The organism is Parabacteroides distasonis, assembly GCF_004793765.1.
GTDB classification, from domain to species: Bacteria; Bacteroidota; Bacteroidia; order Bacteroidales; family Tannerellaceae; genus Parabacteroides; species Parabacteroides distasonis_A.
Genome location: NZ_SRYM01000092.1, coordinates 1 through 6,373 on the forward strand (window position 1 = coordinate 1; position 6,373 = coordinate 6,373).

At 43.2% G+C, this 6,373-nt stretch carries 6 protein-coding genes; 5 read left to right on the top strand and 1 reads right to left on the bottom strand.

Translation table 11 applies throughout. The features are described from left to right. The 5 genes from E5342_RS18365 to E5342_RS18390 all read left to right on the top strand — a co-directional run. Positions 1–382 (top strand): hypothetical protein (locus tag E5342_RS18365; protein WP_246867165.1); only part of this gene is annotated, 382 nt, incomplete at its 5' end. Positions 383–448: 66 nt separating this feature from the next. Then, positions 449–1,105 carry a 6-bladed beta-propeller gene (locus E5342_RS18370; RefSeq protein ID WP_246867166.1) on the top strand — a complete coding sequence of 219 codons (657 nt, stop codon included), beginning with the start codon at positions 449–451 and terminating at the stop codon, positions 1,103–1,105. Positions 1,106–1,690: 585 nt separating this feature from the next. After that, a complete protein-coding gene (gene lysS, locus E5342_RS18380; RefSeq protein WP_135960022.1) occupies positions 1,691–3,421 on the top strand; it encodes a lysine--tRNA ligase in 1,731 nt (576 codons plus the stop codon). A 12-nt stretch (positions 3,422–3,433) separates the two neighbouring features. Then, positions 3,434–4,429 carry an NAD(P)H-dependent glycerol-3-phosphate dehydrogenase gene (locus E5342_RS18385; RefSeq protein WP_121737325.1) on the top strand — a complete coding sequence of 332 codons (996 nt, stop codon included), beginning with the start codon at positions 3,434–3,436 and terminating at the stop codon, positions 4,427–4,429. 8 nt (positions 4,430–4,437) lie between these two features. Then, positions 4,438–5,781, top strand: coding sequence for a glucose-6-phosphate isomerase (locus tag E5342_RS18390; RefSeq protein WP_121737326.1), 1,344 nt, complete (start codon positions 4,438–4,440; stop codon positions 5,779–5,781). A 69-nt stretch (positions 5,782–5,850) separates the two neighbouring features. Here the strand turns inward: E5342_RS18390 and E5342_RS18395 are convergent, their stop codons facing one another. Continuing rightward, positions 5,851–6,126, bottom strand: coding sequence for an HU family DNA-binding protein (locus E5342_RS18395; RefSeq protein WP_121737327.1), 276 nt, complete (start codon positions 6,124–6,126; stop codon positions 5,851–5,853). Between the last annotated feature and the right edge of the window lie 247 nt (positions 6,127–6,373).

Genomic DNA, 6,373 nt, shown 5'->3' on the forward strand with positions numbered 1-6,373 from the left:
GAACGATTCCATATTCGTTCGAGATTTGGATTATATTCCTCAGATCAAAACATTCTCTCAAAGAATAAATTTTAGACATTTGCCCCAATACATTCTGGTTTATGCAGATGAATTGATGCTGAATACAAAAAGTTCCTCGATTAATAAATATCGACAACAAAAAAAACAATTCATAAGACAGAAAAAACTAACAAAAGTAGTGTTAAACCTACAAGGTAAAGTTTTTCCAAAAGAGCAAATGATGAAAATCTTAGGGGGAGGAAGTGCGTATTGTCATTGTTATGACCTCCAATATGGACTTGATGCTGATAGTTGTTCTCAATGTGATACTAAATGCTCCGGCCATGGAGAAGTACAGAACCGCAATACCATAGGAGGTTAACAATAAAAGAAAAGGGTGGCTCTAGCAGATGTCATCTCTTATCGTCCACCCTTTCGCTTAACGACCATGATCTATCTTCTATTTTTAGCCTCCCTTTTGCTTATCTGTTGTAATCCGGATCGAGCCAAGGATAATAGCAAGGATGAAATAATCGAGTATTTTATTCCACTCTCACATCGGGTAGAAAAAGACGTGGATGAAATGTTTGAGGAATACCGATATGTCCCTTTGGAAACAAGGGATGACGCATTGATAGATGTACTTTACAATATCAAAAACATCGCTATCTTTCAAGAGGATATTTACATCGGCTCCGGAGAGCAATTAATCGTTTGGGATAAATATGGAAAATTCAAACGAGTCTTATCCAAAAAGGATAATGATCCGCAATCATACCTCTACTTTGAGCATTTCATGATATGGCCCAATGGAGATCTATCGATCGCATCCACCAATGAAATCGTAACCTATTCAAATTCACACCAATTCATCAACAAAAAACGTTACGAGAATGTCGGCTATATAGAGGCGATCACTCTTTTGAGCGATAGTCTATACATCATAAAATGTATGCCTACCCCCGATCGACTACGGTACCGTATCATCAACCATCATACGGGAACCATTATAAACTCGTATGATTCCATCATCAACTGCAAGGGAAAAGAGGGCATGCAACTCATGTTGGAAGAAGCGGAGAAAGGATTGCAACGGAACCCTTGATTCCCAAGCATCTCATTTCTTGGGGATCAGCTGGAGTGTCTTCGGCTTAGGATATTTTCTTTCCGCAATATTGTCTATCCTTAAATGCGCATGACTCGCCCTCCGGCAAGGGATTCCGGTTCTTTTTGACGGTCGGCAAGTATACTTAAGTGCATCGACCAAGTATCTTAGTTGCGTTGGCAAAGTATCTTAAGATACTTGGTCGATGAAGTTAAGATACTTTGCTAACAAGGGAATTTGGATGCGGTTGCCCTAGAGGAAAGACACGAACCTGTTAATCATACTGTGCAGGAAAATAAGCACGTTATACCATCGATATTAAAAGAAAAACCCCGCCGAAAGGTTTCTGGCAGAGGAAAGGAAGGACTATCTCAGTCTTCTTGGCGAATACAGGAACCATAATATATCAGCCATCTTCCAATCTTTATGGAAGGAGATCAGTTCTTGCTGAAGAAAACATCAACTATAAAACTGAAAAACGACTAGTCTGCATTTGCCCCATCCCCCCAACCTTTTACCACATAAGTCAGCATAAATCAGAAATATTTTGTACTTTTGCGCCGTATTATACAAAATAATAGCATAATGAATCTATTAGAACTGAGTGAACAGGAAATAATAAGACGTAATAGCATGGAGCAGTTGCGTCAGATGGGGATAGAGCCTTATCCCGCAGCTGAGTATGTAACGAACGCATTTTCCAAAGAAATAAAAGAGACATTCAAAGACGACGCCGAGCCACGCCCGGTACGTATCGCCGGCCGTATCATGAGCCGTCGTATCATGGGAAAAGCCTCTTTCATGGAGTTGCAGGATTCCGAGGGCAGAATACAGGTCTATATCTCCCGTGACGATATTTGTCCGGATGAGAATAAGGACACCTACAATGTCGTTTTCAAGAAATTACTGGATATCGGTGATTTCGTCGGGATCAAGGGATTCGTTTTCCGTACTCAGATGGGAGAGATTTCCGTTCATGCGCAAGAATTGACAGTTCTCTCTAAATCACTTCGTCCGCTACCGGTCGTTAAATATAAGGACGGTGTCGCTTATGACGGTTTTAATGACCCGGAGCTTCGTTATCGCCAGCGTTACGTGGATTTGGTGGTGAACGAGGGTGTAAAAGATATTTTCATGAAACGTGCGGCTATTATCAAGACCATGCGTACCGTCTTGGACGAGGCCGGCTATACAGAGGTAGAAACTCCAATCTTACAATCCATCGCCGGTGGTGCTAGCGCACGCCCGTTTATCACGCATCATAACTCCTTGGACATCGATCTATACTTACGTATCGCTACCGAGTTGTATTTGAAACGATTGATCGTCGGTGGATTCGAGGGTGTATATGAGATTGGTAAGAATTTCCGTAACGAGGGTATGGACCGTACACACAACCCGGAGTTTACCTGCATGGAGCTTTACGTTCAATATAAGGACTATAACTGGATGATGAGCTTCACCGAGAAGTTATTGGAGCGTATCTGTATCGCCGTGAACGGTACGAGCGAGAGTACGATCGATGGTAAGACAATCAGCTTCAAGGCTCCTTTCTGTCGCTTGCCTATCTTGGAGGCGATCAAGGAAAAGACGGGGTACGACTTGGAAGGTAAGAGCGAGGACGAGATCCGTGCGATTTGCAAGGAATTAAAGATGGAGATCGACGATACGATGGGTAAAGGTAAATTGATCGATGAGATCTTCGGGGAGTTCTGCGAGGGTACATTTATCCAGCCGACCTTCATCATCGACTATCCGGTTGAGATGAGCCCGCTGACCAAGATGCACCGTAGTAAACCGGGATTGACCGAACGCTTCGAGTTGATGGTAAACGGAAAGGAATTGGCGAACGCTTATAGCGAGCTGAACGATCCGATCGACCAAGAAGAACGTTTCAAGGAGCAATTGCGCTTGAGCGAGAAAGGGGATGACGAGGCGATGTTCATCGATCAGGATTTCTTACGCGCCCTTCAATTCGGTATGCCTCCTACATCGGGTATCGGTATCGGTATCGACCGTCTGGTTATGTTGATGACCGGACAGACAACGATCCAAGAGGTATTGCTTTTCCCTCAAATGCGTCCGGAGAAAACCGTAAAGAAAGATAACGCAGACAAATACGTGGCCTTAGGCATTTCAGAGGAGTGGGTTCCCGTTTTGCAGAAAGCCGGCTACTTGACGGTTGATACGCTGAAAGATGCGAACGCAAACAAATTAAGACAAGATCTTTGTGAGCTTAATAAAAAACATAAGTTAGAACTGCAAAATCCTACGATCCAAGAAATAGAAGCTTGGATAGCCAATGTAGGAGAATAAAAGCGTGATACGATGGATTTGCCCGGAAAAATCGCGATAATGGGAGGTGGTAGCTGGGCTACCGCCTTAGCCAAGATCGTACTTTCAACTCAAGATAGTATCAACTGGTACATGCGTAGGCCCGATCGTATCGAGGAGTTCAAGCAGTTGGGACACAACCCGTGTTACCTCACCGCCGTGAAATTCGACACGAACAAGATAAACTTTTATTCCAATATTAACCAAGCGATCAAGGACTCGGATACTTTGATCTTCGCTACGCCTTCCCCTTTCTTGAAACAACACTTGAAGAAGGTGAAGACCTCACTGAAAGATAAGTTTATCATCTCGGCAATCAAGGGTATCGTACCGGATGAAAATATGTTGATTACGGATTATTTCGCAGAGTATTACAAGGTTCCGACAGAAAATATAGCAGTTATCGGTGGTCCCTGTCATGCGGAAGAGATCGCTCTGGAGCGGCTCTCGTACATTACGTTGGCTTGTTCCGACATTGAGAAGGCCCGCACGATATCCCCCGTTTTCAAGAATCAATACTTAAAGAATTCCTTTTGTAAGGATGTGACTGGTATCGAATACGCCGCCGTACTGAAGAATGTGTACGCTATCGCCGCTGGTATTTGCCATGGGATGAAATATGGCGATAACTTTCAAGCCGTATTTATCTCGAACGCTATCGAGGAGATGCGTAATTTCGTGGATGCCGTACATGGGCTGGAGCGGGATATCACCGACTCCGTCTATCTGGGTGATTTGCTAGTTACCGCTTATTCCCGGTTCAGCCGTAACCGTACCTTCGGGACTATGATCGGTAAAGGATATTCCGTGAAGACAGCGCAGCTGGAGATGGAAATGATTGCCGAAGGATATTATGGGACCAAGTGTATGCGTGAGATCAATGAGAAATATAAAGTGAACATGCCGATACTGGACGCTGTTTATGACATATTGTACGAGAAGAAATCGCCGACAACGGTCATTCGTCAATTAACGGAAACGTTTAAATAAAATAGCATATGAAAAACATCAGTTTAAACATCGACAAGGCGCTGGGCACTGTCTCTAAGGAACAGGTTTACGCTCAAGAGGCCAAGGCAATGGAATGTATTGCCACATTACATAACGGTAACGGAGCAGGTAACGACTTCTTGGGTTGGTTGCATCTCCCCTCTTCTATTACGGACGCAGAGTTGACCGACATCGAGAACACGGCGAACGTGCTTCGTTCTAAATGTGAGGTAGTCGTAGCCATTGGTATTGGTGGTAGCTATTTGGGTACCAAAGCGGTAGTAGAGGCGTTAAACAATAGCTTCGACTGGTTGCAGAACGACCGTAAAAACCCGGTTATGTTATACGCCGGACACAATATTGGAGAGGATTATCTTTATGAATTAAGTGAAGTTTTGAAAGGTAAGCAATTCGGTATTATCAATATCTCCAAGTCAGGTACGACTACAGAGCCGGCTTTAGCTTTCCGTATCTTGAAGAAACAATTGGAAGACGCTGTAGGCAAGGAAGAGGCCAAACAACGCATCGTGGCTATCACGGACGCAAAAAGAGGCGCTTTGCGTACCTTGGCGGATCAAGAAGGTTACAAGACTTTCATCATCCCTGATAACGTAGGTGGACGTTTCTCTGTTTTGACTCCGGTAGGTTTGCTTCCGATCGCCGTGGCAGGTATCAATATCCGTGACTTGGTTGCCGGAGCTGTCTCCATGGAAAAAGCAACAAACGCAAGCGTTCCTTTCGCTGACAATATGGCCGCTATCTATGCCGCTACTCGTAACGAGTTGTATAAGAGCGGTAAAAAGATTGAAATCTTGGCTAACTTCCATCCGAAATTGCACTATATCGCTGAATGGTGGAAACAACTTTACGGAGAAAGTGAAGGTAAAGACGGTAAAGGTATTTTCCCCGCATCCGTAGATTTGACAACCGATTTGCATTCCATGGGTCAATGGATTCAAGACGGCGAGCGTACGATTTTCGAAACGGTTATCTCCGTGGAAGCTACAGATCATAGCGTATTGGTTCCTACAGACGAGGCCGATTTGGATGGATTGAACTTCTTGGCTGGCAAGCACGTAGACGAAGTAAACAAGATGGCTGAATTAGGTACTCAGTTGGCTCATGTAGATGGTGGTGTTCCTAATATTAAGGTTACGATGCCGGAAGTAAGCGCATTCTATATCGGTCAGTTATTCTATTTCTTCGAGAAAGCTTGCGGTATAAGTGGTTATATGTTAGGTGTGAATCCTTTCAATCAACCGGGTGTTGAGGCTTATAAGAAGAATATGTTCGCCCTGTTGAATAAGCCGGGATACGAAAAAGAAAGCGAAGCTATCAAAGCACGATTATAATACGATTATCTCTAAAAAAACGGTTTTCTCATCACGAGGAAACCGTTTTTTCGTTTGAATAGTTTTTTATTACTCATTTAATTCTTTAAGTAAATCGCTCCCGGCCTTGAATTTGACCGAGGCACGTGGAGTAATCATTACTTCCTCCCCTGTTTTCGGATTACGTGCCAATCGCTCGGATTGTTGCCAAGGAACAAAGGATCCAAATCCTTTCATGGAAATAGATTCTCCTTCCCGTATTCCTTTCGCCACAACAGTCGGTAACGCATTCACTATGGTCCTAACAACATTTTTCGGCAATCCAGTTTCTTCCACAAGAGATTGTACTAATTCTCCTCTATTCATACTAGATAATAAATATACCATCCTTCACCGGAAAAGAGTCCGGTGAGAACTCTAGTAATATCTATCAATTCATCCAAATAATTATAAAATTTATCAGTTCGGTTTGGATGTACACCTAGGTGGATCAAAAGTAAGTACTTATTTAAACCATTTTTGTTTCACAAAATGGAATTTCAATTATATATCATATCTCACTAGTGTCCCATAAAAATGGGAGCTAGTTAAAAATTAAATAAATTTGGTCCAC